Here is a 25,368-nt window from a genome sequence, read left to right as displayed (position 1 = left end):
CCTGCTCTGGCGAGCAAGACCCGGTGGCGGCGGAAGCGGGTGATCGAGCGTATGAAGGCGCCGGTCCCCCCTTCATCCTCGGCTACCATCCTCTCGAACACGGGCGCAACAGCATGAACACGACGCTGACACAGGATGAGATTACCCGCCTTGAGGAGCGCGCCCGCTTCATCCGCCTGGAGACAATCCGGCTCATCAGCATTGCGAAAGTCGGGCATTACTCCTCGGCCTTCTCGGCAGCCGAGATCTTTGCAACGCTCTATTACGATACTATGCGCATCAGGCGTGACGAACCGGCATGGATTGATCGTGACCGCTTTCTCATGGGAAAGGGCCACGCGGCGGTGGCGCTTTTCCCGGTTCTTGCGGATCTCGGCTTCTTCCCGAAAGCATGGCTCGACCAATATACGCGCCTGGGCAGCCCGCTTGGCGATCACCCCGATATGCGCAAGGTTCCTGGAGTGGATTTCAGCTCGGGCTCCATCGGTCATGCTTTGTCCGCCGGACTCGGCATGGCGCTCGGCGCCCGCATCCTGAAACGCGACTTCCGCACCTTCGTCATGCTGGGTGACGGCGAAATGCAGGAAGGCCAAGTCTGGGAGGCGGCGCTCGCCGCGGCCAATCATGGCCTCAGCCGGCTCATCGCGATCATCGACCGGAACGGCTTTCAACTGGATGGCCGCGTCGATGACACGATGGCGATCGAGCCTTTGCGTGAGAAATGGGAAGCCTTTGGCTGGGACGTCTCGGACGTCGATGGGCACGATGTCGTTTCCGTTGCCGAATGCCTGAGGCGCCTGCGTGACGACGAGAGACGCGCCAAACCCGCATGTGTCATCGCGCATACGATCAAGGGCAAGGGCGTGAGCTATATGGAGACGGAGCCGGGCTGGCATCTCGGCTATCTCGCGCCGGCCGATGAGGCGCGCGCGATCGAAGAGATCATGGCGGGAGCCGCCCGATGAACCGGCCCCTCGACCCAGGTTCGTGGCAGTATCGCGAACTGAACAGCCGCGCGCCTACTCTCTCGACACTGTCCGACACGCTGATCGCCCTTGCCGAGGAAGGGCATCCCATTGTCGCGGGCAGCGCCGATCTGCAATATTCGAACGGCCTTGTCGGCTTCGCGCGGCGCTACCCCGAGCGCTTCATACAATTCGGCATTTCCGAGCAGAATATGGTTTCGGCGGCGGCCGGCCTCGCCACGACGGGACTCATGCCATTCGTCGCGACCTTCGCTTCGTTTCTAGCGTTGCTCTGTTGCGAACAAATCCGGATGGATGTCGCCTATTGCGCTCAGCCAGTACGGCTGATCGGCCATCATGCCGGCATTTCGCTCGGCTTCTACGGCACCTCCCATCATGCGACGGAGGATCTGGCGATCATGCGCAGTATCGCCGATCTTACAGTCGTCGCACCTGCGGATGGCGCGCAATTCGCGGCGGCGATCCGCGCCTCGGTTCACCACCCGCAGCCGATCTACTTCCGCATCGGCCGTGGTCACGATCCCGTCGTCTATGACCAGGACACGCCCTTTGCCTTTGGCGAGGCCATCACCCACGGCATTGGGGATGAGATCACGATCATCGCAACGGGCTCCAGCGTTCATCCGGCGCTCGAGGCGACGCGGGCCCTGCAGGCCGGCGGCAAGTCCGTCGGTCTCATCGACATGCACACGATCAAACCGCTCGATGAAAAGGCAGTCCTCGCCGCGGCCGACCGTTCCCGCATCATACTGACGGTCGAGGAGCACACGATATTGGGAGGTCTCGGCGGCGCGGTCGCCGAGGTGATGGCGGAGCATGGCGCGCGCGCGCGCCTGGTCCGGCATGGCATCAAGGACGAATTCAGCTTGATCGCTCCACCCACTCATCTCTACCGGCACTATCGGCTCGACGCGCAGGGTATCGAGGAGGTCGCGCGGGCGCTTTTGGCCTAGCGCGAAATCGCGTCGACCTCGCAACAGGCGGTAAGCGCCCGGCCGCGGCCCAAGACCCGAAGCGCGGGTTCTGCTAGGAAGGGCGAGATGCCGAAGGTTATCGGGGAGGTCCAGATGCGTGCAGTCGTGATTCACGGCAAGAGGGATTTGCGGGTCGAGACCGTTCCGCAACCGGTCGTGGGGCCAAGGCAAGTGGCGGTCCGGATCTCCAACGCAGGCATCTGCGGCTCCGATCTCCACTACTTCCAGCATGGCGCCAATGGCAACATCGTGCTGAGGGAACCGATGGTGCTGGGGCACGAAGTCGCCGGAGTCGTGGCCCAGGCGGGCGCCGATGTCCGCGGCGTCGCGGTGGGCGATAAGGTCGCGATCCATCCGAGCGCGCCTTGCGGCCATTGTGTGCATTGCCGCGAAGGTCGGTCGCGACACTGCAAGAGCATCCGCTTCCTCGGCAGCGCCATGCATTTTCCCCATACCCAGGGCGGCTTCCGGGAGCTGCTGGTCTGCGACGCCTCCCAGGCTTTCGTTCTGCCGGCCGAGATGGATCTGGCAGACGCGGCTTTCGCCGAGCCTCTCGCCGTCTGCCTGCACGCCGTCTCGCGTGCCGGTTCCCTTCTAGGGCGGCGAGTCCTGGTCACAGGGGCGGGGCCGATCGGGCTACTCGTCGCGATGCTGGCGAGACTCGGCGGCGCGGCCGAAATCGTGGTGACGGATGTCGCTGACCCGCCGCTCCGGATCGCCGCGAAGGCAGCGGATGCGCGTGTCATCAACGTCGCGACCCAGGCCGCCGAATTGTCGGAATTGATCGCGGATACTGGTGGCTTCGACGTCGCCTTCGAGTGTTCGGGCCATGTCTCTGGCGTCACCGCCTCGATCAAGGCCGTGCGCGCTTGCGGCATCCTTGTCCAGGTCGGGATGCTGGGTGGCGATATCGCAGCGCCCCTCGGCGAGATCGTGGTGCGGGAGATCGACTACCGCGGCACCTTCAGGTTCGATCGCGAATTCGCGGAGGCAGTCGCCCTGTTGGTCAGCGGCAGGCTGGACGTTCGCTCGCTGCTCAGCCACCAACTGCCCTTCGGCGAGGCGACAAGTGCCTTCGCACTGGCTGCGGATCGGTCCCAGGCGATGAAGGTGCAACTCGTCTTCCCGTAATCCTACCCGACCTCGACTTCATCCAAGGCAAGTCAGGCCGTCGCCGTAGCAGGCGCGACGGCGCTCTGACCATAGCCGCGATAGCGCGCGCGCGCCGCCTGGATCTCCTCTGGCGTAAGTAGCCGTGGCTGACCGGCGCTCCGAGCCAGCAGATACTGCCGCGCCAGTGTCTCGAGGCGAACGGCGGCCGCGAGTGCCCGCTTGAGGTCACGGCCATGGCAGATCATGCCATGGTTGCCGAGCAGGCAGGCTGTGCGGCCTTGAAGGGCCTCTACGGCCAAGACCGCCAGCCTGGGCGTGCCGAAGGTCGTGTAGGGCGAGCAACGCACATCCTCGCCGCCAAAGCCCACCACCATGTAGTGAAAGGCGGGCAGCGGCTCGCGCAGGCAGGCGAGGGCGGTGCAGGCGTCCGCATGGCTGTGGACAACCGCACCGGCCTCCGGGAAGGCCGCATAGATCGCGGCATGCATGGCCCATTCGCTGGAGGGTGCGCCGCCACCCTCCACCTCGCCACCCAGCGTCATCGTGACGAGGGCGTCTTCCGTGATCTCATCGATGGTGGCACCCCCCGGTGTGATCACCATGCCCTCGCCACGGCGGCGGCTGACATTGCCCGCGCTGCCGAAGTTCAGCCCGAGTCGCCCCATCTCGCGATAGGTCGCGGCCACATTCTCCGTCGTATCACTCAAGAAACGCCTCCCATTTCGTCCAGCACCCTCGCGAACATTTCGACATCTCCGAGCTTGCCGGATTTGAGGCAGAAGGACAGGCGTGTGGGCATATCCGCCATGCAGCGCCCCACGCCCAGCCGAGTGTAGGCCGCAACATGCAGCCGTTCGACGCCGAGCGCCTGCACTACGGCGCCGGACGTCTCCCCTCCGGCCACCAGGAAGCGTCGAACCCCAAGTTCCACCAGGCCTTGCGCTATGCGCCCCAGCAGCCGCTCCGCCCGGCGCCCCGCAGCGATGACGCCGAACCGGTTCTGCACGATGGCGACCGCGGCCGGATCGGCAGAACTCGCGATGCAGAACGGCCTGGAGGGTCCCGCCGCCCTGGCCCAATCCAGCGCGCCGGTCACTGCCGCCTCTTCCTCTGCCATCAGATCCAGGTTCAGGACGGGGTAGTCGCGTCCGAATGCCGCGATCTGTTCGCGCGTCCGATCCGCGCAGCTGCCGGCCAGCACTGCGCCAGAGCCGCGAACGGTATCGAGGGCAGGGAGGGCGGCGTTCGGCATCAGACCCTGCCTCCGCCACAGCGCCGGGTAGTGGGCGGCGACGCTGGACCCGCCGGTCATCAGTGGCCAATCCCAGGTCGCCGCCGCGATGCTGCGCAGATCGGCCTCGGTGATCGCATCGGCGATAAGAAAGGGGGTGCCCTCCGCCGCCTTCGCTTCAGAAAAAGCGCGAATCGCCGAGGCCCCCGCCTGAACCGTCGCCCAAGGCAGAAGCCCGACCCCCTTTGAAGTCTGCGGCGCCAGAACTTCCACAAGGTCCGAACGCGTCATCGGTGTGAGCGGATCGTGCCGCTTGGGCGAATTGGCGAGCAGCTGGTCGCCGACGAAGTGGTGTCCCTGGTAGACCGTGCGAAAAGCCTCGGGAAAGCTCGGACAGAACAGCACAGAGCGGGCGCCCATACGCTCCATCAGAGCCTCGGCGCAGTTGCCGATATTCCCGTGATCCGTGCTGTCGAAAGTCGCACAGTATTTGAAGAAGATCTGCCGCGTTCGCAGCCTTTGAAAAGCCGAGGCGGCCTGATCTATTTCGTTGAGCGCTTCTTCCGGCGGCGCCACGCGCGATCGCAATGCAACGACCACGGCCTCTATGTCGTCGATTTGATTCGGAATACCGCCGGGGCTCGTCACGAACAGCGTACGCGCGCCGCCGGCGGTCAGCATCCCCGCCAATTCGACCGCACCCGTGAAGTCGTCGCCTATCGCACCTAGGATGACCGAGTTGGCCATGCGCTGCCGTTTCCTCTCCCATCCGCCGTTTCGCCCAGGCGTGACATTGCGCCGCCCCACCGCAGGATGCGCGCGTGCTCCCGCGATGCCAAGCCGCTGCCATTGGGCACATCATCATGTTAGTCAAAACCACAGAACGTCGCATCGCAGGAGGCAATTTGCCATGACGTCATCCTTCTCATCTACAGCCGTGCAGGGCCAGAGAGTCCTCGTCACCGCTGGCGCCTCCGGGATCGGGCGCGCCATCGCCGATATCCTGGCCGAACACGGCGCCCGCGTGCATGTCTGCGACATTGGCGACGAACAGCTCGACGCTTACCGCAAGGTCCACGGTGCTGCCGCCGCGACTAAGGCCGATGTCTCCGATGAGGCGGATGTCAAACGAATGTTCGCGGCGGTGCGCGAGACGCTGGGCGGACTCGACATCCTCGTCAACAATGCAGGCATCGCGGGACCAACGGGCGGCGTCGAGGAAATAAGCCCGATCGATTGGCGACGGACGATCGACATTTGCCTCACAGGGCAATTCCTCTGCGCGCATGAGGCCGTGCCGATGATCAAGGCCGCCGGCGGCGGCTCGATCGTCAACCTTTCCTCGGCGGCGGGACGCTTTGGCTATGCCTACCGCACGCCTTATTCATCCGCGAAGTGGGGCGTGATCGGCCTGACCCAGAGCCTCGCCAAGGAGCTTGGTCCCGACAACATCCGCGTGAACGCCATTCTTCCCGGTGTTGTCGAGGGCCCACGCATGACCGGCGTTATCCGGGATCGTGCGGCTCAGATCGGTGTCTCCTATGAGGAGATGGAGAAGACCTACATCGAAAATATATCCCTGCGCCGCATGGTCACCGCTTCGGATGTCGCGGCGGCCGCGCTGTTCCTGGTTTCGCCTGCCGGTCGCAACATCTCGGGCCAGTCGCTCAGCGTTTGTGGAAATGTCGAACGTATCTGAGGGTCGGCACGGTTTGATCGAGGCGCGGTGAGGCGCCTGGCTCGGGGGGACTTGCCCGACTCGACGCAATTGTTCTATGGCGGCGTCAGCCACCCGGAGAGAGTCATGGCAGATACCTCGCCGAGTTACTGGCGGTTGCATTGCCCTGAATGCGGTTGCGGCAACCGTGAGTTCGGTCATCTCGCCCGCCCCGACGACGTCTTCTGCATCGTCTGTTTGGAATATGATGGCATTTATGTTCGTCTCGACCGGTGGGAAGAAAAAGAACCCGCTCAGGTGAACCGTCGCGGTGGCCTGGCCCTTGCCTGGGCCACGCTCCTGTTTACGGGCGCTCTAGCCGCGTTCTAAGCGTCGCCGCGACCGACGATGGCGCCGCCCGGATCAGACTTCTCTGGGCGTGCGGTGACCGGAGGTTGGGGCTTCAATGCGGCTTTGGCTCCCCCTGCTCCTGCTAGGCCCGATCGGCTGCGCGCGTCCGGCGCCGCTCATCTCCGTGCCGACGGATCACATGAAAACCGTATCGGTCATAGATCACGGCTGGCACACGGATGTGGCACTTCCGGCGGATGAGGCTGTTGGCGGCCTTGCGGTCTTTCGCACGATGTTCCCTAACGCGAAAACGCTCATGTTCGGCTTCGGAAAGCGCACCTTCATGATCGCCCCGGTGCATTCCGTGGCGGATCTGGTTATCGGTCCATTTCCGGGAGATGCCGCGGTTCAGGTAGACGCGGTGTCGGTCACGGCGGCGCAAGCCTTCCCAGATTTGCAAGTCGCGACGCTTCCGCTGTCCTCAGGCGGCGCGACCGCTTTGTCTGACTTCATCTGGCGGACCATCGCACACGACGCCGCGGGACAGCCGCTACTCATTGCCAAAGGCCCATGGCCTGGCAGCCTGTTCTTCGCATCCACGCACCGATACAACCTGCTCTATACCTGCAATAGCTGGACCGCTTCCGCCCTTCGGCATGGAGGAATTCCAATGCATCTGAGTGGATTATTCTTCGCCAGCCAGGTCATGAATCAGCTCCGCCGCCCCCCAGTCGGAAGCGACATCGCGAGCGCCTATGCAGCTTCGCGAAGTAATTGACGTCGTGTTATTTGCAGGGCGGCGCTGTACCGTTTGAGCAAACCGACCCCTGGCCGTTCGGCAAAACGATGTAGGTCGGACGAGACGGTGAGGAACCGCCTCCACTAGAGGAACTGCATGCCGCAACTGCGAAGGTCATTGCGAGAAGGGCTGATACCATCAGCCTGCCCCCTATCCGCGCCGGCTTTCGATGCGGCACCAGTCCAGCTTTTCTCGCGATCGACCTACCGAGCGTTCCGACGTATTGGGGCATGCGACGATCTAGCTCCAGGAGTACTCGATAGGCAAAGTGACGAGAACATCAAATAAATCGTTGTTAGCATGAATAGCTAAGGCAAATTTTCGACCACCGCAACCGGGTTCGGCGCGCTATTATCGACGACTTGGCTATTAAACTCGCGTTTTCCGTACAGGCGAACCCAACGTCCCGATGATCTCCTCACCATCCGCCCAGCCCAATTTGCTTCGGCGAATCATCCACATCGACATGGATGCCTTCTACGCCTCGGTTGAGCAGCGCGATAATCCGGAACTAAGGGGCGTGCCTCTGGCCGTCGGCGGATCGCGGGAGCGCGGAGTGGTCGCCGCCGCGAGTTACGAAGCGAGAAAATTCGGCGTGCGTTCGGCGATGGCCTCGGTGACCGCCCGGCGAAAATGTCCGGAACTGATCTTCGTGCCGCCGCGATTCGACGTCTACAAGTCGGTTTCGCAACAGGTTCATGCGATTTTCACCCGCTATACGGGCGTTATCCAGCCGCTCTCCCTGGACGAGGCCTATCTCGACGTTACGGCGCCGCTCATCGACCGCGGCTCGGCGACCGCGATTGCTGAGGAGATCCGGGCGGCCATCCGCGCGGAAACGGGCCTCACAGCCTCGGCCGGCGTCTCTTACAACAAGTTCCTGGCCAAGCTCGCTTCCGATCACCGCAAACCGGATGGGTTGTTTGTCATTACGCCCCGGATGGGACCGGGTTTCGTGGAAGATCTGCCGATCGGCAAGTTCCACGGCGTTGGCCCGGTCACGGCGGCCAGGATGAACGCCCTCGGCATCCAGACCGGGCGCGATCTTCGCCGCCAATCGAGAGCTTTCCTCTCGGTGCATTTCGGCAAGGCGGCCGATTATTACTATGGCGTTGCGCGCGGCCAGGATGACCGGCCAGTCGAGGCTGACCAGCCCCGCAAATCAGTCGGCGCCGAAACCACTTTCGCGCAGGACCTCAAGCGCTGGGAGGAGGTCGAGCCGGTCTTGCAGCCGGTTTTCGCCAAGGTCTGGGATACCTGCTCACGCGGCGGCCATGCCGGGCGAACCGTCACGGTGAAGGTCAAATACGCGGATTTCCAGCAAATCACGCGAAGCCGATCGGGTTTGTGGCCGATCGGGTCAGAGGAGGAGTTGGCGCGCCTCGGGTTGGATCTGCTGAGGCCCTGCTTCCCTCCGCGCCGCGGCATCCGGCTTCTCGGCGTCACGATTTCCAGTTTGGAGGCGCGCGAGCATCCACCCCAAGCGCAACTGGCGCTCCTCCTCGATTTGGCGCCTCGCGACGGCGGGGGATAGAGTGCCGCATTCGGAGGACGAGGTATCTCATGACGACCGATAGTGGCGCGCGTTCCGGCGACGGTTTGGATGCCGAGACCCTGCGGCGGATGCCGTATCAATACCCGCAGCCGAAGGAAGCACTCGCCGACATTGTCGTCGCCAACGCGATTCCCGAGGATGAGCGCATCTGGGTGCCCCAGGCGGAGAATGTCTGGTTTCGGCCGCTTTGTTTGAACGTCTCGTCCGGCTACTGGATGAACCTGCTGAAGGTCCGCAAGTCAGGCGTGCTGAGCCGTCACCGTCATCCGGGCCCCGTTCATGGCTTCGTCCTGAAAGGTCGTTGGCGCTATCTGGAACATGACTGGATCGCCACCGAAGGCTCCTATGTGTTCGAGCCGCCGGGCGAAACGCACACCCTGGTCGTCGATGAGGATGTCGAGGAGATGATCACCTATTTCCAGGTCAATGGCGTCATGTACTACGTCGATCCTTGGGGAAATCACACGGGCTACGAGGACGTCTTCACCAAACTCGATATGTGCCGCAAGCACTATCGCGAAGTCGGCCTCGGCGAGGATTATGTGACGCAATTCGTGCGTTGACCGGCCCGCGCCGGCTGGCCCTCAAGCCCGTTCAGTGCAGGCCGCATCAAGCGCTTCGACAAGCTGATCGACATGTTCGCGCGCGAAGACCAGCGGCGGGCGAATCTTCAGAACAGTTCCCCCTGGACCGCAGTTGCTGACAAGAACGCGGCGCTGCCGCATCGCATTGGCAACTCTCCGCGCCATGCTGCCCGCAGGCAAAGTCTCTCCCACCAGTTCGACACCGCAGTAAAGCCCGGCGCCCCGCACGTCGACGATGCACGCGTGTCGCGATTTCAGCGTGAGGATTTCTTCCCGCAGATAATCCCCGACCCGCCGCGCATTCTCGACCAGGCTTTCCCCCTGAACCACATCCAGCACCGCGATGCCGACAGCCGCGGAAACCGGATTGCCGCCGAAGGTATTGAAATAACCTTCCGCCGCGGCAAAGCCCTCCAACAATTCCGGCCGAGCCATGACACCCGCGACGGGATGCCCATCGCCCATCGGCTTCCCGAGCGTGAGGAGATCGGGCACAAGCCCGTAACGCGCGAAACCCCACATGCCGGTCCCGAGCCTGCCAAACCCTGACTGCACCTCATCGGCAATCAGCAGGCCGCCGGCCCGGTGAATGATATCGCCAGCACCTTGAATCAATTCTGCCGCTGGGAAAAAGATCCCGTCGCTGGAGAAAGCGGAATCGAGTAGCAGCGCGGCGGGGCGCTTCCCGCCCGCGCAAAGCCGATCGACCTCCGCCTGCAACGCGCCCAGAAACTGCCGCGCACCAGCGCCATCATCATGAAACGTATTCGGCCGAGGAACCGCCGCATTGAACTCGCCGAGCACCGCTAGACCGCCTGCCGAGGTCGATAGCGCGGCAGTGGCGATCGTCGCGCCATGATAGGAGCAGTCGGTCACGATCACCCCATGGCCGCCGGTCGCGTGGCGCGCGATGCGGATAGCCAGATCGTTCGCCTCGCTGCCAGTGCAGGTGAACAGTGCGTGGCCGAGGTGCGGGGGCGCCGTCGCCAGCAGCCGCTCGGCATAGTCCAGAATCGTCTCATCGAGGTAGCGCGTATGAGTATTCAGTGTCGCGGCCTGCCGCGCCAGCGCCGCGACGACATGCGGGTGGCAATGGCCGACCGAAACGACGTTGTTGTAGGCGTCGAGATATCGCTCGCCCTCGGCATCAAACAGCCAGACACCTTCGCCCCGAACGAGATGCACCGGGCGATCGTAGAACAGCTCATAGGACGGACCAAGCAATCGCCGGCGACGAGCGATCAGGTTGGAGGAAGCATCATTCACCTGTGTCATCTCCGTTCCAATGCGGCGCGAAACATCCGCGTTGCCTGTGCGTTCGAAATACCCGCGATTGAGTCGAGAAAAGACCACAGATCCTCGTTGCCGCGCAGCACGTAATCGATCTTTTCCGGAAACCGTATCGCCTGCCAATTCGACAGGACCAAGGTCAGCGCCAGGCGGCAGCCGACCAGGATGAACAAGTTCTCGATCTCCTCGTCTTCCAGCTGCGTCACGCTGTCAAACCCTCGGGCGAAACGCGCCACGCCTTCGAGCGGATGCTCCCCCGGCGTCCAACGATAGGCGGCGGCCGTCGCGATGTCGCAGATGAGCGGCGCATGCAGCATATCGCCGAAATCGAGCGCCCCGGCGATGACGTCCGGGTCCTCGTCCACCACCACATTGGACAGGTTGAAGTCATTATGAACCACCTGTGCCCGAAACGCGGGAAGCCGAGGGAGCAGCTCTGCGGCGGCCTCATCCATGACCCGCTCGGCCAGATGCCGGCGGGACGGATCCCCGATGAGGCTGGTGCGGTCGCGCACCGCCGGAATTTGCCGAAGATCCCACAGCAACCCGTCACCGCCGGCCGCCGGATGGAAAAAGCCTCGCAGCGCCCGGTTCAGCCGAGCCAGGAAGGCGCCCAGCCGCACATCCTGGGTGGCCGAACGCGGCGCGTCCTTGAGCAGCGTGCCCGGCAGGAAAGTAAGGAGGCGCACGACCCGCCTAGGGCCATCACCCACTTCCAGGTCAAGCTCTTCCGCTCCGCCCAGACTCGGAATGACCGCGGGCACTGCCAGCGTCGGGTCGACCAGCGCGATATGGCGCAGCGCCGCCGTCTGGAAATTCGTCACCGAACGAGGTTCCGCCGGATGGGCGATCTTCAGCACGCTCTCGCGAAAGCCCTCAGCCTGGACGCGGAAATTATGATCGCGCTCGCTGACAAGCGGTTCGACATGCGCTGAAATGCCCCAATGCCGCCGGATAATCCGAACCGCTTCGGCATCGCTGACGGGCGGGGGGCCGTCGGACAGCACATCACCAACCGCGTCACTCATGAAGGCGCCTCACAATCTCAAGCAATTCAATGCCGCATGATGCACCATTCAAGGTCGCCAGAGGAAATCGTGGAGGGAGGCGCGCCGATTTGCTAGTTCGTTTGAATGATGTGCCCGACGGAAGGGTATTGTCCACCGCGAGGCAACCTATTGTTGACATTGCAGGCCCCCCGGTTCCAGCTAGGGCGCCGTTTGATTTCCAGCCGTTCCAAATCAAAAAGACTAGGCAATGTCCAGCATCCAGACCCTGACGCCCAACAACGCCCAAAACCTCAACGCGGCGAATTGGAGCTACAGCCAAGGAAGTGCGGCACTCCCTGCTGGCTTCCGCTACCTCATGGACGGCGGCCAGCCGGTCACGCTCTACAACGCGTCCACCGGTTTCTACGGCGCGGCACTCGTGGCATCGACGGGCCAGGTGATGGTCACCTTCGAGGGCACTAATTTCTTTACCGGCAGCGCGGAGTTTACCGCCGCCCAGGTGCTGGACGATGCCGCCATCACAGCCGGAATCGACGCGCCGTCTTACCAGACAGCTCTCAATTTCACGCAATCCGCGGTTACGGATGCCGAGGCGCAAGGCTACAACGCGAGCGACATCTATCTCGATGGTCATTCGCTGGGCGGCGCCGATGTCGAATATGTCGCGAGCCAGCTCGGGATTCCTGGAACCACCTTCGGCGCACCGGGAATCCCGGCGGGCGACATCCCCTCGGGCGCGACGCAAGACCTCACCAACTACGTGGAATACGGCGATCCGGTCGGCAACTACGCGCAAGGCGGCTACGAAGGCAACATCGTCCAAAGTGACAATATCGTTCACTATGGAACGGTCGACTGGACCGGCTCCTACCTCGGCATCGTCCCTCTAACGACGGCCGCCGTCGCCTATGACGCGGGCGATTATTCAGCCGCCATCGCCGCGCTGGCTGTCGCTCTCCCATTCCACCTCCTCGGCACCTACGCGGAGAGCCTGGGCGTTCCGCCTCTCGCCAATGGCGATCTTTCCTCAGGCGCTCTGGGCGACGGAGAAGCCGCGGCAGCCGCGATTTTTTCCAGCCTGTTCAAAAGCGGCGCGGCCGGGACGTCTGGCACCAGCCCTGGGGCGACCAACAACTCGCAGACGCTCAGCCAGACCGGCAGCGCCGCCACAAGCTCCGGAGACGTTTTCGGCGGTGACTCTGGTGCCACGATCACCGGCGGCGCCGCCCCGCTCCACTTCGTGGGCGGCACTGGCGCGGTCTCGGTTATGGGCGGCTCGGGCAATACGACGATGTTCGGCGCGACCAGCGACGCGAATTCGGTCCTTATCGGGGGATCGGGCAACAATACCCTGGTTGGCGGGATGGGCGCATCGACTTTGATCGGTGGCACGGGCAATGCGCTGGAATTCACCGACGGCGCCGGTCCAGCGCTCCTCGTCGGCGCGGCTGGCGCCTCGGCGATCAATGGTACGGGCGGCAGCGGCGCTGAAACCGTTCAAGTCGTCGGCGGCAAAACCGTGGTCGCGCTGAACGGGGCGGCGGATACCGTGGTCGGTGGCGCCGGTGCCGCGACCGTCGTCGGCGGGGCAGGGACGGATGTCTACGGCTTCATCAAGGGCCACGCGGGCGGCACCGAGCTAATCGGCGGCCTCAAGAGCACCGACACCATCGTCTTCGGCGGTTACGGCAGTGGGCCGATCGTTTCCGAAGCGGTTCAGAATGGTTCGGATGTCATCGCTCTGAATGACGGCACGGTCGTGACGCTTGAAGGGCTCGACCACAAGGTCTTCAACGGCGTCGCTTGAGGCGGTCCGCGGCCCGAATTGCGCCGTCGCAGCGCGCGAAGCGGCCTAGCCTTTCGCGCCCGCGATGCGGGCTTCGACCTCTTCCGGGGGAAGGCCGTAGCAGTCGGAGAGGATCGGTCGCAGCTCCGCCTCCGTATAGCCATGGGGGTCGCAGTCACGGCCCTGCGCTCGTTTCAGCTTCGCCGTCGCGGGATCAACCAACACTACCGCGTAGTGGCCATCTGCGACGGGGACAACGGTCACCGTCAGTCCGCCCATTTTGCTCGCTCCTGGCCTTTGAGGCATGAGGCTGCGGCGTCGGTCTCCGCCTCTCCCGCTACGGCGAAAGGACTCGGATCTTGCCGTCGCTTGTTGGGTATCCCGCCTGGGAGAGGCGAGCCTAGCTAGCCATTGGTCTATCCTGCGTGGCTAAAAGGCCCATCGCGCCGCGCCGGACCTTCGGGAAGCGGCCACACGTCAATCGAGCCTTGTCGCGCGGATGATGCTGCCGCCGGAGGGCAGAATGATCCGCTCTATCTCTCCGCATCCGGCCGCGGTCAGCCAGGCCGCATGCTCGGCCACGGTATGGGAGGCGCCGGCCGGGTAGATGTTCATGAAGGTCACATTCAGGAACACGGCCAGCGGCGGCCCGATCCGGTCGTCGTCGAGAATCCCGCCGCCCAGGATGAAGATCGAGCCGCCTGGCCGTATCGCCGATGCGGCATTCGCGATGGCCCCCGCCGCATCGGAGGGTGACAGCACCTGAAGCAAAGCGCGCAACACCGCCGCATCGAATGTTCCGTGTGGCGGGACCGCGAGAATGTCACCCTGCTCGACCGTCACCGCATCGCCGCCGGGTGTTGTCGCCAGAATACCGGCGGCGAGTGCCGCATTGCGCGGCAGTTCGAAAAGCGTCCCGTGCAACGCCGGATTGGCCTCGCGCAGCGCGATCAGCAGACCGCCCGAGCCACCGCCGATGTCGATGAGCGACCGATATCCGGAAAAGTCGAAGCGCCGGGCGAGGTCGCGGCCGGAGGCGATTGCGAAGGAATGCATCCCCCGCAGCATCGCCTTCATTTCCTCATCGGACGACGCGGCGAAGTCGTGCAGCGCCAACGGGGCGCCAGTGCGGATCGACTGAGCCGTGTGAAGGTCAGCACGCCAAAGCTGGGCCAGCAAGTCATGCGTGTCACCCAGGAAGCCTTCGCGCCCTCTCACCAGAAACGCTGCCGCCTCCGGCACATTGCCGAATTCGCTCCCGTGCCGGTCCAACAGGCCGGCGACGACCAGTGCATAGAGCAGACGTGATAGCCGATCCTCGGCGACCCCCAAGTCCGCCGCGAGGTCGCCGGCGCTACGGGGTCTTTCGGCGAGGCGAGTGAAAATATCGAGCTGCATCCCCGCCAGCAGGGCAAAGGCTGCCGGCACGCTGGCCTGCAAGCGCTCGATCGTCTCCGGCGTCTTGGGGGTGTTTTCGTGCATGCCAATGCCTCTCGATGACGCAAGCGGAGGCTAGCAGATGCACCGGCGCGAGTCGTTCCGCAACCGGCGTGGCAGCCAGCAAAGCTCCCGTCCGACAGAGGCGCGGTTTTTGAACCCTATTGTCGTTTTCGGCATCGATCCTAGAAAACCTGCCGTCATTCACTGCTGCTGCGACAGGTATCGTCCTCGCTTTTCCGCCTGTACCACTGCAATATGGCCGAAAGCGCGAGAAGAATTTGATGTTCCGGAGGATTATGATGGCCTTTCCCCGGCTTCCGAGCCTGGCAGTTGTGCTTGCCTTCGGCCTCGCGTTTGCAGGAAACGGCGGATCCTCGGTGCAGGCCGCGCCGGTGGTCGATGAGGCGACCGCCGCTCATCGCAGCGCCGACTCATTTCCCCAGGCGGATGAGGATTACTTCAAGGATATGGACGGTGGGCTCGCTTTGAGCCCGGCGGCGATCCGTGGCCGAAACATGTGGAATGTCTGGACCGGCGGCAATGATCGGTTCTGGACCGGCCTTACCGCTGAGACCTTCGGGGCTTTCGACCTGCTGAAGATCGTGACATCGCATCCCGGGCAACACACCGACCGCGACGGGCGCTGGCGCTATCTCGGTTTGATCAACGAGCCATGTTTCGACAAGGCAACCGGCCCGGATCCCAAGCGTTACGGATTGTGGCTTGATACCCGCAACACTGCTTGTCCGCCCGATCCCTTCGCCAACGCGCAGAAATATCCCGGCGTCGCGATCGGCGCACGCGGTAAGACCGTGCCGGTCGGCTCGTATTTCGGCGAATCCTCCGGCGTCATCGGCCTGCGCCTCTTCCCAAACCCCGCCTTCGACGAAGCGGCCCGCAAGCGTTGGGACCCCGAGCGCTACTACACGGATCCCACCTACTATAACGACAAGAGCCTGATCCGCCCCTATCGCGTCGGCATGTCCTGCGGCTTCTGCCATATCGGGCCGAGCCCGATCAATCCGCCGGCTGATCCCGCCCATCCCGAATGGAAGAATCTAAGCTCGACCGTCGGCGCGCAATATATGTGGGTCGATCGCCTGTTCGTTTATTCCGCCCAGCCCAACAACTTCATGTATCAGCTCGTGCATACCTACCGCCCCGGCAGCATGGACACCTCGCTGGTCTCGACGGACAATATCAACAATCCGCGCACGATGAACGCGATTTACAACCTCAGCGATCGGCTGAACTTCGCTTTGCGCTTCGGGAAGGAGACGCTTGCGGGCGGCGAGCGGAACAACAAGCAGCTCAATGACTATATCAAAAGCGGCCCGCTCACGGCCTTCTACACACCGCCAAAGACCGTCTGGACGCCGCGCGTTTTGAAGGACGGCTCCGATTCTGTGGGCGTCCTCGGTGCGCTCAACCGCGTCTATCTGAATATCGGATTGTTCAGCGAGGAGTGGCTGCGGCACTTCAACCCGGTCGTGGGCGGCAAGCCCATCACGCCGATCCAAATCGCCGTGGCCGAGCGCAACTCCGCCTATTGGCGCGCCACCGAAGCCGCCACGCCCGACACCGCGGAGTTCTTCCTGGAGGCCGCGAAACCGGATCATCTTTCCGCGGCACCAGGCGGCGCCAGCTACCTCACCGCAAGCGCCGCGCAGCTCGACCAGGGCAAAACCGTTTTCGCGCAGACCTGCGCGCGATGCCACTCAAGCAAACAACCGCAACAGATACCGGCCTTCAACCCAAGTGGCTGCGCCGGCCCCGGCTATCTTACGTGCTGGAACAAGTATTGGAGCTGGACGAAGACGGAGGAATACAAAGCCCAGATGCGGGCAATCGTCCATGCCCCCGACTTCCTCGACGGCAACTACCTCTCGACCGACCTCCGTGTGCCCGTCACGCTTTTGCAGACCAACGCTTGCAGCCCGCTCGCGACGAATGCACTCGCCGGCAATATCTGGGACAACTTTTCCTCGCAGAGCTACAAGACGTTGCCATCCGTCGGTTCGGTCACGGTCTACGATCCGTTCACGGGTGCCCCAAGCTCCTACAAGATGCCCGCCGGCGGCCGAGGCTACACGCGGCCGCCTTCGCTGGTCAGCGTCTGGTCGACCGCGCCGTTCCTGCTCAACAACGGCATCGGCCCCTTCAGCGAGGATCCTTCCGTCAAGTCGCGCATGACCGTGTTCCAAGCGTCGATCGAGCAGCTTCTCTGGCCTGTGCGGCGAGCCAAAGATGCCGTCCTGGGGGACAAAGTGCCCGGCGTCATCGATCGCACCACGGCGCGGAGCTGGATCTTCATTCCCGCCGGTTTTCAGCCCGCCTTGCTCAAGCCGCTGCGAGACTCGTTCCACCACTTGCTGCCGGGCCTGATCAACCCACAGGGCGACATCACCCTTGGCCCCATCCCGGCGGGCGTGCCCATCGATCTTCTCGCCAATCTCCAGCCGCTGCCCGAGAGCAGCAATCCCATCACCATCGCCGATCACAGCGCCAAACTCGTGAATCTGTTGCTGCGGCTTCAGATCGATCTCGCGAACCTGCCGAAAGGTTCGACGGACGAGCAGGCCCGCGCGCAATTCGCCGATCTCGCCAAGCCGCTCCTCAGCCTCAGCAAATGCCCCGACTTCGTCGTCAATCGCGGCCACTACTTCGGAACCAGCCTAGGTGACGAGCCCGGCCTCAGCGATGCCGACAAGAACGCACTGATCGCCTTCCTGAAGACCTTCTGAGCGCCATGCCGGATGAGGCGACCTGCGATTATATCGTCGTCGGTTCCGGCGCCGGCGGCGGCACGGTCGCCGCACGTCTCGCGGAGTTCGGCGCGCATGTGGTTCTCCTCGAAGCCGGCGGCGACCCGAGGGACGCGGCGCCCCGCATGCCGTCCGATTATGACGTTCCGGCCTTCCATCCCTTCGCCGCCGAAAACCCAGCCATGGCCTGGGACTTCTTCGTTCGCCACTACGCCGATGATGCGCTCCAGCGCGCCGACCCAAAATGCCAGCCAGAGGGCATCTACTATCCGCGCGCCGGCACGCTAGGCGGCTGCACGGCTCATAACGCGATGATCTTCGTCTACCCCGACGACGCCGACTGGAATGCCATCGCCGCCCTCACGGCCGACCCCTCCTGGCGCGCCGAGCACATGCGGGGTTACGCGCATCGCCTGGAAGCCTGCCACCATCGCCCCTTCTGGCGGTTTCTCGCCCGTCTCGGCCTCGACGCCACCGGTCATGGCTGGGACGGCTGGCTGCCGGTCGAACGCTCGAAACCCAACGAGGTCTTCCACGATCGCGCCCTCATGGAGACGGTGCTCGGCAGCGCGCTCGCTGCCCTGCGTGGCCCGCGCTTCCTCGACCGCCTCTGGCGCCTCTTCGAGAGCCAGGCCGATCCGAATGACCGCCGCACCCTGCACAAGGCGCGCGACGGCCTCTGCTATACGCCGCTCTCCACCCAGGGCCACCATCGCTTCGGCACCCGCGAACGCGTGTTGCGGGCCCAGGCGCGACGCCCCGATCGCCTCCACATCGAACTCCACGCCCTCGCGACGCAAGTACTGCTGGAGGAGGGCCGCGCCACCGGCGTCACCTACCTCAAAGGCGAGCGCCTCTATGGCGCCCATCCCACGCCCTCAACCGCGCCCGGTGAACAGTGCACCATCCGCGCGCGCCACGGCGTCATCCTCGCGGGCGGCGCCTTCAACACGCCACAACTCCTCATGCTGTCCGGTATCGGCGCGCCCGAGGAACTGGCACCTCATGGCATCCCGCTGCAGCTCGCCCGCCCCGGGGTCGGCCGCAATCTGCAGGACCGCTACGAAATCTCGGTCGTCAACCGCATGGCCGAGCCATGGTGCGTCCTCGCCGGCGCGCGTTTCGAGGCGGGCGATCCGCTCTACCGCGAATGGACCCAAGGCGGCCGAGGCATGTATGGCTCCAACGGCGCCGCGCTCGCTCTGTCCCGCCGCTCCGAACCGCACGTGACCGCCCCGGATCTCTTCTGCATGGGCCTGGTCGCGCGCTTTACCGGGTACTATCCGGGCTATGCCCAAGACCTCGCCAAACACCACGACTGCCTGAGCTGGGTCCTCCTCAAAGCCCATACCGCCAACCGCACCGGCACGGTCCGGCTACGCTCCGCCAATCCCCGCGACACACCCCTCGTGGAATTCAACTACTTCGACGAGCGCAGCGATCCCGGCGGCCACGATCTCAACGCGGTCGTCTCCGGCATCCGCCTCGCCCGAAAGATGACCGAGGGAATGCGCGCTGCTGGACTGGTCGCCGAGGAAGAACTCCCCGGCCCGCGACTGCAATCCGACGAAGACCTCGCCCAATACGTTCGAGACAATGCCTGGGGCCACCACGCCTCCTGCTCCTGCCCAATCGGTGCGCCGGAAGACGGCGGCGTCCTGGGCGCGGATTTCGCGGTCCATGGCCTGCGCGGTCTGCGCGTCGTGGACGCCTCGGTTTTTCCCCGTATCCCCGGCTTCTTCATCGCCAGCGCCATCTACATGATCGCCGAAAAGGCCGCCGAGGTGATCTGGCAGCAGGATCAGAAACAATGATCGCGCAACGCCTCCACGCCGCCGCGGTCAGCCTTCTGCATGCCGAGCGCCGCATCGATCCCTTCATCCGACCCGCGCTCGACAGCCTGTTCCGCCCCTGGCTCGCCGCCTTGACCCAATCGCTCATCAACCGCACGCGCATGCCCGAGCCCGACGAGCCCGCGCGCGAAACTCCACTGCCCGACGAGGCCGCCATCGCCGCCTCCATCATCGCCACGATGGCCGCCTATATGCGATCGATGTACGCGCCCGGCGGCTTCCAGCGCGCCGGCAATACCAAAACCCACGCCGTGTTGCGCGGCCGCTTCATCGTCTCGCCAGATCTTCCGCCCGCCCTGCGCCACGGCCTCTTCGCGGAGCCGGGCGACTACCCCGCCTGGATCCGCTTCGCGGGGCCAGGACCGGACAGTCCGCCGGATATCGAGGATATCGGCGTCCTCAGTTTCGGCATCAAAGTCATGGGCGTTCCTGGCGAGAAACTGCTCGCCGACGAGCGTTTCACTCAGGACTTCACCGGCATCAGCACACCGACCTTCACCACGCCGAATGTCCGAGAGAACGCCAAGCTGCAACGCGCCATAGCACGCCGCTTGCCGCTGTTTTATTTCCTCGACCCGCGTGACCCCCATCTGTTCGACGCCATCATGCAGGGCCTCTGGGCCCGCACGCAGACGAGTCCGCTGGAAACGCCATATTGGAGCTGCGTGCCGTATCTCCTCGGCGAGGGCCAGGCGATGCGCTACTCGCTCGTCCCGGTGAATGCGCCACACAGCAAAGTGCCGCGTCTCCCGTTACGTCCGCCCGACAACTACCTGCGCGAGGCCATGGTCGCGACTCTCGCTGAACGCGACGCCACCTTCGACTTCCGCATCCAACGCCAGACCGTCCCGAGCCGCATGCCGATCGAGTGTGCCTCCGTCATCTGGCCGGAACGCTTGTCGCCATCGATTCCGGTGGCACGGCTCATTCTGCCGCGCCAAATCTTCGACAGCGCGGCGCAGTTGGGGTTTGCGAGTAGTCTTTCGTTTAATCCTTGGCACGCGCTGCCCGCACACCGGCCTCTCGGCAACCAGAACCGCGCGCGGTTGGTGAGCTACGAGGAGTTGTCGCGATTGCGGCAGGAGATGAACGCGACGCCGCATGTGGAGCCTACGGGGGATGAGGTCTTTGGGTGAGGGGATGCGGCTGAGGGTGTGGTGACTTTGATGCGCGATTGTGTACGGCGCGGGTTCCCCTCCCTGGAAGGGAGGGGTTAGGGGTGGGTTACGGAGGGCGGCGGACGGAGAGACTTATCTACTCACCTGGAAGTTAGCTGCCAGGGCCGCTCGCCAGGCCCTATGACCAAAACCTACCAAGTCATCTTGCAACTGGCGCCGATGGCGAATTGACCTGATCTGACCCATCATTAGGTTAGTGCGCTATCTTCACGTTATGGGCCATAAGCCGAGAGCTCCTCCCACCGTTTGTCGTCGGCAATCTGCTTGACGAGGTAACTGACCCACGCTTGGGAATAGGTATACGATTTATACGGCGGATGATAACAGCAGTAGTCCTTGTTAGTAGCTGCGGGATCTGCCGCTCCCGTTTTGGGACGAGCACTATACATTTTCCAAGCCCGTTGGTGCTTGTCGCCCGCTAGCGCGGGCGACGAGCTTGACAACTTCGTTAGGTTTCAGTGGCCAGATATCTTCGGCCGGCTTGTATTTGATCAGAACATTCTGGATTTCCTTTCCTTCAGCGGAATCTGGCTGGACGAATTGGAAATGTGCCTTAGTCTTCGAGGCATTCGTAAGTGTGTAGACAACCCTAAACTGATACTCGAGATTGTCCGCGTCGCCCTCGCCCAGCTTAGCAGCTAGACTAGCATCTAGCGCGGCGATGTGCTCGGGCAGTTCCTGCGCCTGAAGCTTTGCGATTTCCTCCGTGGACAGTTTGGCAAACTGAAGTGAAAAACCGAGCTCGCGACCGAGGGTAAGCCGGTGGCCGAACAGGTCAGTCAGTGTCTTTTCGAAATTAAGGCATGTTGATTGAAAGAGAGGTAGCCACTCCAGATCGAACGACCCGATAGTTCGGTGCTCGACCACATCTCGGATCTCCTTGATTGCCAGAAGATTCTGCTTACAGCCCTTGGAAATGGGACAATCATGTCGGTCAATCATTTGCGAGAGTAGCAGGCTGAAGCCGTCTCTATTGACAATCGTAACGCCGTTGGATTCATAATGCTCATGCAATAGGTAAGTCCAGGCGACATTTGCGAGCATCGAGAAGACCCCGGCTTTGAAGGCGATACGCGGCGTATTGAACAGTTCGACTGCCAGGATCATCGCCTCCCGTGCGCGGACCAGCCGTTCGTTGTCAATGGGACAAAGGCCCGTCACGTGATCGAAGACGAGCTTCTTATGCTGGAAGGCTTCGACTTGCTGCCTGGTTGCCGGGGCGATCGAGGCATTGGCCTTGATCCCGGAAATTCGACCGGAGTTAATTGAAGCTGTCCGCCCGGTGTTGATGAGCGCTTGAACATCTTGATTGCGCCAACCGTCGTCAAGCAATGCCTTGACTACGGCTTTCTCGAGGGGCGTAAGTGAGACCTTTGTTGATTTTCTGGCCATCGGGAAACGCTATCATGAAGGTGTCATGCCATCCAGTTTTTGATCCCGGCTAAGCTCACACTACTACCCCGCCAAATACCGCAGCGCCCGCACCCCCGGAAGAAAGAAATACCCACCCCCGCGCACCGTCACAAAACGCGGCAGCGCGGCGACACGCTTCGCCACCCCACCACCCTGCGGCATACTAAACTCATCGGTCGCAGCGCCCGTCATCAGCGGCGCGCGATTGCCCGTCAGCGGATCCGCCTCACCGGTGAGGCCACCAAACGTGGTCCCCTGCAGCCAAGCATTCTGCACGAACTCGAATTGCCGGCTGATATTCGCGTTCAGGCAAAGAAAATGGATGCCGGCCGGCGGATGCTCGACCGAGGCCTGCGCCTCGCGGATCGAGAGGAGGCGCCCATATTCTCGGCCTCGGCGCAGCAGTCGATGGAAGCGGCTCGGCGCGATGCGATCGGCATCGGTATCCGCCGCGAAGCCCAGCGTGCAGAGCAGCTGACCCACCAGCCCGGTGCGGCCCTCCGCCATATCCCCGTTACGCGGATTGGCCCGCCGCACATGCGCGCCGATGGGACAAGCGAGCCCCTGCGGATCCCGCGTATAGGTGAACTGGTTGCGCACCCTGTCACCCGCATCCTCGCCGACCCCCGGAATCCTCTGAGGCTGCAACGGCACAAGTGGCGACCCATCGAGACGCCGCCCAACAACCGCTTCAGCCAGCGGAATCGGATTCGCCGGGGCCGCCGCGCTCATCGTGCGCCAGAAACCCGGCACATCCTGCTCCAACTGCCGCAGCACCAGATAGGTCCCGTTGCGCCCCGAATCATAGGCATTCGGCCGATCGGCGGCCCGAGGCAGCAAGGCCGCCGCCCGCTCATCCTGCGCGCCATCGACAATTGGCCGCTCGGTAAGCCGCCCATATTCATTGCGATACCCCAGCACGAACTCGCCGGCCGCGATGAGATTGCCGTAGTCCAGATCAGCGGCGCTTCCCGGTGCGCGTTCGCCATTCCAGTCAATACTTGGCTGGCTGACGCCATCGAGAAAGCCGAAAGGCTCGTGGCCTTTCATGTCCGACGTCTCGAGGCTCGTCAGCACATCGAAACCCGCTCCGATCGACCCCACGACCTCCTCGCGAAACACCGCCAAAGCGCCCGGCTGCGCATAGAGCATGACAAGCGCATGCGGCTCTCGCTCGGCCCAGCCCCAATCCCAATGCTCGGGCGCGTCCGGCCCGACATCGCCAAGCCGCCGGCTGCGCGCCGCATCCCCCGCCATGCCCGCGACGAACTCCGCGGAAAACCCGTCGATCACCTTCGGGTCAGTCCCGAGCGCCCGCATCCCCGCCGCCGTCAGCGCGACTTGCAGAACTGTCTCTTGCTTGGTGTCCAAATCCGCCATGCTCGTCACATGGACCCGCGCAAGCCAAGCCCGCGCCGCCACGACATCCGCCACCCGCAACAACAGGAAACACGCTTCGGTGAGCGGCCCGAAGCCAGATCGCAGCAAGGCCTGCACATCATCGCGCTCAGTGACATCGCCGGGCACGGTCAGATCAGCGCCAGCCATGCCCGAGCCTCCTCGTCACTCATGGCGCTGCGCTCGAAACCCTCGCGAATGCGGGTATTGCGGTCGAGATCGGATGTGGTGAGGCCAGGATAGGCTTTGTACCAAACCTCGGTCGGCAATTGATGGCGACGAAGGTAATTCTTGAATCCCTGCTCATCCTCCGCTCCGCCCAGAATGAGGAACCGTGTTCGCGGATAGCCAATCCCATTGCTGAAGACGAGGTTCAGTCCATAGGCAACCTTGTTGATGAAATCATCCATGTAGCTGTCCAGGCTGCCGTCATAATTACTCAGAAACAGCAACCGCCTTCGGTCATCGAAAAACACCCAACGCGCGAAATGTATGGTGCCCACGCGAGCCAACCGCCCGCGCGTATAGATCAACTGGGTCGTGAGATTGACCACCCAAAGCAGCACAACCAGAGTCCAGAGCCGGAACCGCCCAGGCTTGACGTTGCCAAAAGCGCTGAACTGGTTGGTAACGTCATAGTCTTCCCGCAGCGCAAGCTCCGCGACATGCGCGGGCGTCGGCCGTGGCGCTATGACAGCGTCACGGGTCTCCCGCCGCCGCAAAATCGCCAGGAACGGAATCGCGATGAGCAACCCAACGGGAATGGCGATCAGAAATGCCAGCACGCCCAAACCCGCCCGGCCAAGCTGAGCCAATCGCCAGGCCAAAGGCGTCGGAGGGCGAGGCGAAGGCAGCGGCCCATGCCGCGCGACCTCCGCGATCAGCGTGTTGCGCAGCGCGATCGCCGGTTGCGGTCCCGCCTCGACAGGCAGTGCCGCCCTCAGCGCTGCATGCAACGCCGCCTCCTGACACACATCAAGAACCGTGCGCCCGACCCAATTCACATACTGCGTCGCCGGAGAAACCGAATGCGAATGCATCCACTGCCGCAAATCGGTCGTCGGCGCGAAATCCGTGCAATGCGCGAAGATCCGCCGCAATCCCGGAGCGGCATCTCTCGCGAAAGCCTCGACCATCTCTCGCCCATCACCGTCGCAGTCGCCCAGAAACACCAGCCAGATCGGCGCATCGGGAAACGCCACGCCATAAGCGGTGAGATCGCCGAGCGTCTGGTCCTCCAGGATAACAAACCGCGCGAAGTGCAGCCGGTCGAAAGCGCCAAAGGTCACCAGCGTATTGTCCGGATCGGCGAAACCCGGCCGCAGGTTCATGGTCTCCAGCAAAACCCGCAAGCCCGGAACCTCAACGGGGAGGACCGAGGCCGCGACCATGAAATTCCCTTGCGGGGTCATCTGCCTGCCGACTTTAGGTCAGAAACGCAAAGCGAAGTCGATCAGCCGCGTCTTGTCCCAATAGACGATGCCCAGATAGGACCCAGGCGAGATCAGCCTGATCTCATCACGGACCCAATGCGCCACCATCGATGTCTCCGAATAATCGAGGACGATGCATTCCTTCCCATCCAGCCAACTCGCCTGCTTGTAAACACGTGCGACAATCGCGTTCAGGCCGAACGGCAGGATGCGATTCTTCAGAAGCCCAGCCTTAGCGTCAAAGACTTTGCCCTGCCACGCGAAATGATTGACGAACGCCGCGATTTCGCGGGTGAACACCGTGCCCGGCGCGATGATCGCGGTGCCGTCGCCCTCGCCATCCGGAATCGGTCCAGCCTCTAGCGAGCTGAACAGCGCATCGAGTTCCGCTTGCGACATGCGGAGCAGTTGATCGACGTCATACGCCATCGTCTCGCCTCTCTTACAGGGAGCCATCACATGGTCCACGCGAGTGCGGCCAAATTTGTTGCACGCAATGATAGTCTTTATAGATCGGATCCGCTAGTCTCGCATTGCGCCTTCTCAATTCAC

At 63.3% G+C, this 25,368-nt stretch carries 22 protein-coding genes; 12 read left to right on the top strand and 10 right to left on the bottom strand.

All coding sequences use genetic code 11. The features are described from left to right. Positions 1–113: 113 nt before the first annotated feature. The 3 genes from GSQ92_RS09900 to GSQ92_RS09890 all read left to right on the top strand — a co-directional run bounded on the left by GSQ92_RS09900 (position 114) and on the right by GSQ92_RS09890 (position 3,091). A complete protein-coding gene (locus tag GSQ92_RS09900) occupies positions 114–965 on the top strand; it encodes a transketolase (protein ID WP_158803096.1) in 852 nt (283 codons plus the stop codon). Next, positions 962–1,939: a transketolase family protein gene (locus GSQ92_RS09895; protein ID WP_158803095.1), complete on the top strand. Its 978-nt coding sequence runs from the start codon at positions 962–964 to the stop codon at positions 1,937–1,939. Before GSQ92_RS09900 ends, GSQ92_RS09895 begins: the two co-directional genes overlap by 4 nt. 87 nt (positions 1,940–2,026) lie before the next feature. Beyond that, positions 2,027–3,091, top strand: coding sequence for an L-idonate 5-dehydrogenase (locus GSQ92_RS09890; protein WP_254066596.1), 1,065 nt, complete (start codon positions 2,027–2,029; stop codon positions 3,089–3,091). Positions 3,092–3,123: 32 nt separating this feature from the next. Here the strand turns inward: GSQ92_RS09890 and GSQ92_RS09885 are convergent, their stop codons facing one another. Beyond that, positions 3,124–3,780 (bottom strand): class II aldolase/adducin family protein, encoded by a 657-nt coding sequence (locus GSQ92_RS09885; RefSeq protein WP_254065631.1) that lies wholly within the window; start codon positions 3,778–3,780, stop codon positions 3,124–3,126. Next, positions 3,777–5,051 (bottom strand): 3-oxo-tetronate kinase, encoded by a 1,275-nt coding sequence (gene otnK / locus GSQ92_RS09880; protein WP_158803094.1) that lies wholly within the window; start codon positions 5,049–5,051, stop codon positions 3,777–3,779. Before otnK ends, GSQ92_RS09885 begins: the two co-directional genes overlap by 4 nt. Before the next feature lie 163 nt (positions 5,052–5,214). Between otnK and GSQ92_RS09875 the strand changes: the two genes are divergently transcribed. From GSQ92_RS09875 to GSQ92_RS09855, 5 genes are all read left to right on the top strand, one after another. After that, entirely contained in the window at positions 5,215–6,003 is a 789-nt protein-coding gene (locus tag GSQ92_RS09875; protein WP_158803093.1) for an SDR family oxidoreductase, read from the top strand. 105 nt (positions 6,004–6,108) lie between these two features. Further along, positions 6,109–6,351, top strand: a complete 243-nt coding sequence (locus GSQ92_RS09870; protein ID WP_158803092.1) for a hypothetical protein — start codon at positions 6,109–6,111, stop codon at positions 6,349–6,351. A 76-nt stretch (positions 6,352–6,427) separates the two neighbouring features. Further along, complete coding sequence (locus tag GSQ92_RS09865; RefSeq protein ID WP_158803091.1) at positions 6,428–7,090, top strand: DUF2459 domain-containing protein; 663 nt, start codon at positions 6,428–6,430, stop codon at positions 7,088–7,090. A 430-nt stretch (positions 7,091–7,520) separates the two neighbouring features. Beyond that, the gene (dinB, locus tag GSQ92_RS09860; RefSeq protein ID WP_158803090.1) at positions 7,521–8,645 is read left to right on the top strand and encodes a DNA polymerase IV; all 1,125 of its coding nucleotides are present in this window, start codon (positions 7,521–7,523) and stop codon (positions 8,643–8,645) included. Positions 8,646–8,674: 29 nt separating this feature from the next. Continuing rightward, on the top strand, positions 8,675–9,229 hold the full coding sequence (locus tag GSQ92_RS09855; protein ID WP_158803089.1) for a 2,4'-dihydroxyacetophenone dioxygenase family protein: 555 nt from the start codon (positions 8,675–8,677) through the stop codon (positions 9,227–9,229). Between the two features lie 21 nt (positions 9,230–9,250). Here GSQ92_RS09855 and GSQ92_RS09850 read toward each other — a convergent pair whose 3' ends face one another. Continuing rightward, entirely contained in the window at positions 9,251–10,525 is a 1,275-nt protein-coding gene (locus GSQ92_RS09850; protein ID WP_159013403.1) for an aspartate aminotransferase family protein, read from the bottom strand. Then, positions 10,522–11,568 carry a phosphotransferase gene (locus GSQ92_RS09845; RefSeq protein ID WP_158803087.1) on the bottom strand — a complete coding sequence of 349 codons (1,047 nt, stop codon included), beginning with the start codon at positions 11,566–11,568 and terminating at the stop codon, positions 10,522–10,524. Before GSQ92_RS09845 ends, GSQ92_RS09850 begins: the two co-directional genes overlap by 4 nt. A gap of 229 nt (positions 11,569–11,797) precedes the next feature. On the opposite strand from GSQ92_RS09845, the gene GSQ92_RS09840 reads away from it, so the two are divergent. Beyond that, positions 11,798–13,357 (top strand): hypothetical protein, encoded by a 1,560-nt coding sequence (locus GSQ92_RS09840; RefSeq protein ID WP_158803086.1) that lies wholly within the window; start codon positions 11,798–11,800, stop codon positions 13,355–13,357. A 45-nt stretch (positions 13,358–13,402) separates the two neighbouring features. Here the strand turns inward: GSQ92_RS09840 and GSQ92_RS09835 are convergent, their stop codons facing one another. Both GSQ92_RS09835 and GSQ92_RS09830 read right to left on the bottom strand, forming a co-directional pair. Further along, on the bottom strand, positions 13,403–13,615 hold the full coding sequence (locus tag GSQ92_RS09835) for a hypothetical protein (RefSeq protein WP_158803085.1): 213 nt from the start codon (positions 13,613–13,615) through the stop codon (positions 13,403–13,405). Positions 13,616–13,813: 198 nt separating this feature from the next. Continuing rightward, positions 13,814–14,818, bottom strand: a complete 1,005-nt coding sequence (locus tag GSQ92_RS09830) for a methyltransferase (protein ID WP_158803084.1) — start codon at positions 14,816–14,818, stop codon at positions 13,814–13,816. Between the two features lie 257 nt (positions 14,819–15,075). Here GSQ92_RS09830 and GSQ92_RS09825 point away from each other — a divergent pair, with 257 nt between their 5' ends. Genes GSQ92_RS09825 through GSQ92_RS09815 form a run of 3 tightly spaced genes read left to right on the top strand, consistent with a single transcriptional unit; the run spans position 15,076 to position 20,530 of the window. Next, positions 15,076–17,520: a hypothetical protein gene (locus GSQ92_RS09825; RefSeq protein ID WP_216856799.1), complete on the top strand. Its 2,445-nt coding sequence runs from the start codon at positions 15,076–15,078 to the stop codon at positions 17,518–17,520. A gap of 5 nt (positions 17,521–17,525) precedes the next feature. Next, positions 17,526–19,355: a GMC family oxidoreductase gene (locus GSQ92_RS09820; RefSeq protein WP_158803083.1), complete on the top strand. Its 1,830-nt coding sequence runs from the start codon at positions 17,526–17,528 to the stop codon at positions 19,353–19,355. Continuing rightward, positions 19,352–20,530 carry a catalase family protein gene (locus tag GSQ92_RS09815; RefSeq protein WP_159013402.1) on the top strand — a complete coding sequence of 393 codons (1,179 nt, stop codon included), beginning with the start codon at positions 19,352–19,354 and terminating at the stop codon, positions 20,528–20,530. Before GSQ92_RS09820 ends, GSQ92_RS09815 begins: the two co-directional genes overlap by 4 nt. Before the next feature lie 423 nt (positions 20,531–20,953). On the opposite strand, the gene GSQ92_RS09810 is transcribed toward GSQ92_RS09815, so the two are convergent. From GSQ92_RS09810 to GSQ92_RS09795, 4 genes are all read right to left on the bottom strand, one after another. Then, positions 20,954–21,964: a DUF3644 domain-containing protein gene (locus GSQ92_RS09810; RefSeq protein WP_216850056.1), complete on the bottom strand. Its 1,011-nt coding sequence runs from the start codon at positions 21,962–21,964 to the stop codon at positions 20,954–20,956. Between the two features lie 63 nt (positions 21,965–22,027). Then, positions 22,028–23,533 carry a peroxidase gene (locus GSQ92_RS09805; protein ID WP_159013401.1) on the bottom strand — a complete coding sequence of 502 codons (1,506 nt, stop codon included), beginning with the start codon at positions 23,531–23,533 and terminating at the stop codon, positions 22,028–22,030. Continuing rightward, the gene (locus GSQ92_RS09800) at positions 23,515–24,795 is read right to left on the bottom strand and encodes a hypothetical protein (RefSeq protein WP_158803081.1); all 1,281 of its coding nucleotides are present in this window, start codon (positions 24,793–24,795) and stop codon (positions 23,515–23,517) included. Before GSQ92_RS09800 ends, GSQ92_RS09805 begins: the two co-directional genes overlap by 19 nt. Positions 24,796–24,813: 18 nt before the next feature. Further along, a complete protein-coding gene (locus tag GSQ92_RS09795) occupies positions 24,814–25,245 on the bottom strand; it encodes a hypothetical protein (protein WP_158803080.1) in 432 nt (143 codons plus the stop codon). Positions 25,246–25,368 lie beyond the last annotated feature (123 nt).

The organism is Acidisoma sp. S159 (assembly GCF_009766125.1).
GTDB lineage: Bacteria > Pseudomonadota > Alphaproteobacteria > Acetobacterales > Acetobacteraceae > Acidisoma.
This window is presented reverse-complemented; position numbering and strand designations above follow the sequence as displayed.

Coding starts and splice junctions, on each gene's coding strand:
- GSQ92_RS09900 (WP_158803096.1), top strand. CDS start 114: ATGAACACGACGCTGACACAGGATGAGATTACCCGCCTTGAGGAGCGC.
- GSQ92_RS09895 (WP_158803095.1), top strand. CDS start 962: ATGAACCGGCCCCTCGACCCAGGTTCGTGGCAGTATCGCGAACTGAAC.
- GSQ92_RS09890 (WP_254066596.1), top strand. CDS start 2,027: ATGCCGAAGGTTATCGGGGAGGTCCAGATGCGTGCAGTCGTGATTCAC.
- otnK (WP_158803094.1), bottom strand. CDS start 5,051: ATGGCCAACTCGGTCATCCTAGGTGCGATAGGCGACGACTTCACGGGT.
- GSQ92_RS09875 (WP_158803093.1), top strand. CDS start 5,215: ATGACGTCATCCTTCTCATCTACAGCCGTGCAGGGCCAGAGAGTCCTC.
- GSQ92_RS09870 (WP_158803092.1), top strand. CDS start 6,109: ATGGCAGATACCTCGCCGAGTTACTGGCGGTTGCATTGCCCTGAATGC.
- GSQ92_RS09865 (WP_158803091.1), top strand. CDS start 6,428: ATGCGGCTTTGGCTCCCCCTGCTCCTGCTAGGCCCGATCGGCTGCGCG.
- dinB (WP_158803090.1), top strand. CDS start 7,521: ATGATCTCCTCACCATCCGCCCAGCCCAATTTGCTTCGGCGAATCATC.
- GSQ92_RS09855 (WP_158803089.1), top strand. CDS start 8,675: ATGACGACCGATAGTGGCGCGCGTTCCGGCGACGGTTTGGATGCCGAG.
- GSQ92_RS09850 (WP_159013403.1), bottom strand. CDS start 10,525: ATGACACAGGTGAATGATGCTTCCTCCAACCTGATCGCTCGTCGCCGG.
- GSQ92_RS09845 (WP_158803087.1), bottom strand. CDS start 11,568: ATGAGTGACGCGGTTGGTGATGTGCTGTCCGACGGCCCCCCGCCCGTC.
- GSQ92_RS09840 (WP_158803086.1), top strand. CDS start 11,798: ATGTCCAGCATCCAGACCCTGACGCCCAACAACGCCCAAAACCTCAAC.
- GSQ92_RS09835 (WP_158803085.1), bottom strand. CDS start 13,615: ATGGGCGGACTGACGGTGACCGTTGTCCCCGTCGCAGATGGCCACTAC.
- GSQ92_RS09830 (WP_158803084.1), bottom strand. CDS start 14,818: ATGCACGAAAACACCCCCAAGACGCCGGAGACGATCGAGCGCTTGCAG.
- GSQ92_RS09825 (WP_216856799.1), top strand. CDS start 15,076: ATGGCCTTTCCCCGGCTTCCGAGCCTGGCAGTTGTGCTTGCCTTCGGC.
- GSQ92_RS09820 (WP_158803083.1), top strand. CDS start 17,526: ATGCCGGATGAGGCGACCTGCGATTATATCGTCGTCGGTTCCGGCGCC.
- GSQ92_RS09815 (WP_159013402.1), top strand. CDS start 19,352: ATGATCGCGCAACGCCTCCACGCCGCCGCGGTCAGCCTTCTGCATGCC.
- GSQ92_RS09810 (WP_216850056.1), bottom strand. CDS start 21,964: ATGGCCAGAAAATCAACAAAGGTCTCACTTACGCCCCTCGAGAAAGCC.
- GSQ92_RS09805 (WP_159013401.1), bottom strand. CDS start 23,533: ATGGCTGGCGCTGATCTGACCGTGCCCGGCGATGTCACTGAGCGCGAT.
- GSQ92_RS09800 (WP_158803081.1), bottom strand. CDS start 24,795: ATGACCCCGCAAGGGAATTTCATGGTCGCGGCCTCGGTCCTCCCCGTT.
- GSQ92_RS09795 (WP_158803080.1), bottom strand. CDS start 25,245: ATGGCGTATGACGTCGATCAACTGCTCCGCATGTCGCAAGCGGAACTC.